Origin of the sequence: uncultured Streptococcus sp. (assembly GCF_915066115.1) — a bacterium.
GTDB lineage: Bacteria > Bacillota > Bacilli > Lactobacillales > Streptococcaceae > Streptococcus.
In genome coordinates, this window is record NZ_CAJZDT010000162.1 from 1 (window position 1) to 3,452 (window position 3,452).

3 protein-coding genes and 1 pseudogene are annotated in these 3,452 nt (G+C 41.7%); all 4 read right to left on the minus strand.

Annotated elements, in window-relative coordinates; genetic code table 11:
• Positions 1-200: pseudogene (locus QZ565_RS08815) on the minus strand (ABC transporter permease); the annotation flags it as partial.
• Entirely contained in the window at positions 193-1,728 is a 1,536-nt protein-coding gene (locus tag QZ565_RS08820) for an ABC transporter ATP-binding protein (RefSeq protein ID WP_295528376.1), read from the minus strand. The pseudogene QZ565_RS08815 and the gene QZ565_RS08820, both read right to left, overlap by 8 nt.
• Before the next feature lie 143 nt (positions 1,729-1,871).
• On the minus strand, positions 1,872-2,924 hold the full coding sequence (locus QZ565_RS08825; protein WP_295528379.1) for a BMP family protein: 1,053 nt from the start codon (positions 2,922-2,924) through the stop codon (positions 1,872-1,874).
• Between the two features lie 89 nt (positions 2,925-3,013).
• Entirely contained in the window at positions 3,014-3,403 is a 390-nt protein-coding gene (locus tag QZ565_RS08830; RefSeq protein WP_033686672.1) for a cytidine deaminase, read from the minus strand.
• Positions 3,404-3,452 lie beyond the last annotated feature (49 nt).

A 3,452-nucleotide genomic window follows, 5' to 3' on the forward strand; every position in this document is an offset into this window, starting at 1 on the left:
CCAAGACCAATCAAGACCAAAGGCCCCATAGCACGGAAGATTTCTCCAATCCCACGCAGACTACCAAAGGCTGTATAGAACAATTCTTCATAGCCCCAAATAGCATCATAACCGAAGATCCACATAACAATGGCCCCAAGTAAAATTCCTAGGAAGACAGAAATCAAGGGAACCGAAATTTGTTGTAATTTTTTAGACATCACTCTTCTCCTTTCCCAAGTTTCCACCAGCCATCAAGACACCAAGTTCTTGCTTATTGGTTGTTTCTGGTGACACAATACCTTGAATCTTACCATCGTGGATAACAGCAATACGGTCTGAGACATTTAAAATCTCATCCAATTCAAAGCTGACAACAAGAACAGCCTTCCCATTATCACGCTCTTCAATCAAGCGTTTGTGGATATATTCAATGGCACCGACATCCAAACCACGAGTTGGCTGGCTGACGATAAGGAGATCAGGATCTCGATCAATTTCACGAGCAATAATTGCTTTTTGTTGATTTCCTCCTGAGAGTGCAGCTGCAGGAACAAATTCGCTGGCAGCACGAACATCAAACTCTTCCATTAGCTTTTTAGCATAAGAAGTAATATTTGAATAGTTCAAAATTCCATTTTTACTATGTGGTTCTTTGTAGTAGGTTTGAAGGGCAATATTCTCAGAAATCATCATTTCCAAAATCAAGCCATCACGGTGACGGTCTTCTGGAACGTGCCCAACACTCAACTCTGTAATCTGACGTGGGGGCAAGCCTACAATTGAATCTCCTTTTAGCTCGATGCTACCAGATTCAACCTTGCGAAGACCTGTGATTGCTTGAATGAGTTCAGACTGACCATTTCCATCAATCCCCGCAATACCAACAATCTCTCCAGCACGAACATCCAAGGACAGATTTTTAACAGCTGGAACACCACGGTTTTCATTGACCACCAAATCTTTGATAGACAAGATCACTTCTTTTGGTTGAGAGGTTTGCTTCTCTGTTTTAAAGGAAACAGAACGTCCTACCATCATTTCCGCCAAATCAGCATTGGTAGCTCCTGCAATTTCGACAGTTTCAATTGATTTCCCACGACGGATAACTGTAACGCGGTCAGAAACTGCTCGAATCTCGTCCAACTTGTGGGTGATCAAGATAATTGATTTTCCTTCTTTGACAAGATTTTTCAAAATAGCCATCAACTCATCAATTTCTGATGGAGTCAAAACAGCCGTTGGTTCGTCAAAGATAAGGATATCAGCCCCCCGATAAAGGGTTTTTAAAATTTCTACACGTTGTTGGGCTCCAACTGAGATGTCTGCTACCTTGGCAGAAGGGTCAACAGCTAAGCCATAACGTTCAGAAAGAGCCTTGATTTCTTTGCTAGCTCCAGCGATATCTAGCACACCATTTTTAGTCAATTCACTACCTAAAATGATGTTTTCAGCCACTGTGAAGGCTTCTACCAACATAAAGTGCTGGTGGACCATTCCGATTCCCAAGCTAGCTGCTTTAGATGGTGAATCGAGATTGACAACTTGACCGTTGACCACAATCTCACCACTGGTTGGTTCAAGAAGCCCTGCTAACATATTCATTAGCGTGGACTTTCCAGCCCCATTTTCTCCTAAAAGTGCATGAATTTCACCTTTTCGTAGGTGCAGGTTGATTTTGTCGTTGGCAACAAATTCACCAAACACCTTGGTAATATCACGCATCTCAATGACATTTTCGTGTGCCATGTGCTCTTCCTTTCAGAGTCTTATTTTATTTCAATAAAACTTGCTAGTTTGTCTAGTAGCAAGCTTTACTGAGACAAAATGATTTTGTCTCAACTCTTAAAAAAGCGGCCGAGGGCCGCTTCCTAAGAAATGACTTCCATCCATTATTTTGCAGGAACTTTTACGCTTCCATCAAGGATTTTAGCTTTTGCATCTTCAACAGCTTTTTTACCTTCTTCTGAAAGGTTTGTTACTGCCAAGTCAACCCCTTTATCTTTCAATGAGTAAACGATTACTTGACCGCCAGGGAACTCACCTTTTTCTGCTTTGTTAGCAATATCTTTTACAGTTGTGCGAACTTGTTTCAAAGTAGATACAAGAACAAAGTTTGATTCTTTACCATCTTTAGAAGTGTATTTACCTTCTACTTCTTGGTCACGGTCAACACCGATAACCCAAACTTTTTCACTTTCAGAACGGCTTTCATTGAGTGATTTTGCTTCTGCAAAGACACCTGCACCTGTACCACCAGCTACTTGGTAAACAACGTCTGCACCAGCTGCATATTGTGCCGCTGCAATTGTTTTACCTTTGGCATTATCATTAAATGAACCAGCATAGTCAACTTGTACTTTTATAGATGAATCTACCGAGGCAACACCTGCCTTGAAACCAGCTTCAAAACGAGAGATAACTTCAGACTCCATACCACCTACAAAACCAACTTGTTTTGTCTTAGTTGTTTTAGCTGCTGCAACACCTGCGAGATAAGCAGATTCATTGTCAGCGAAAGTTACACTAGCAACATTCTTTTTATCTTTAATCACATCATCAATCAAAACATAGTTCAAATCAGAGTGGTCTTTTGCTGCTTCTTCAACCGCATTGTGAAGGGCAAAACCAACACCGAAGATTAGGTTGTAGCTTCCAGCCGCTTGTTGCAAGTTGTTAGCGTAGTCAGCTTCACTTGTTGATTGGAAGTAAGTGAAACCTTTATCTTTTGAAAGATTGTGTTCTTTACCCCAGTCTTGCAAACCTTCCCAAGCTGATTGGTTGAATGATTTGTCATCAACACCACCAGTATCAGTGACGATTGCTGCTTTTGTCTTCACATCAGAAGATGAAGCTGCGTTACGAGAAGAGCGGTTACCACATGCAGCAAGTCCAACTGCTGCCACTGCAACTAGACCAAGGCCTAGCCATTGTTTCTTGTTCATTACTGAACCTCCTAAATAAGATGTGCAACGATGTTGCAAGTATGGATTGGTTGGCCACAAGGACCGTGCCACTCAGAGAGCGACTCAGACTAGTTTAAGTCTGTAAAAGAGTATGGAAGTAACTCCCCGACCGTCATCTCGACCGTCGATTTATCTTTTGCGACTAAGGTCACTTTTAGATCTTGTTCAAAAAATTCAGCCATCACTTGGCGACAAGCACCACATGGCGAGATTGGTTTTTCAGTTTGTCCATAAACAATCAATTCGGAAAACTCTCTTTGGCCTTCGGAAACTGCTTTAAAAATCGCTGTACGCTCTCCGCAGTTGGTCAAAGGATAGCTAGCATTCTCAATATTGACACCTGTATAAGTGCTACCATCTTTTGTCACTAAAACAGCTCCGACTGGAAAATGAGAATAGGGCACATAGGCTTTCTTGCTGGTTTCAATTGCTAGTTCAATCAACTCAGTAGTCGCCATCAGCCAATTCTCCTTTTAAAATGGCTAACACCCCCTACGATCCTCCACT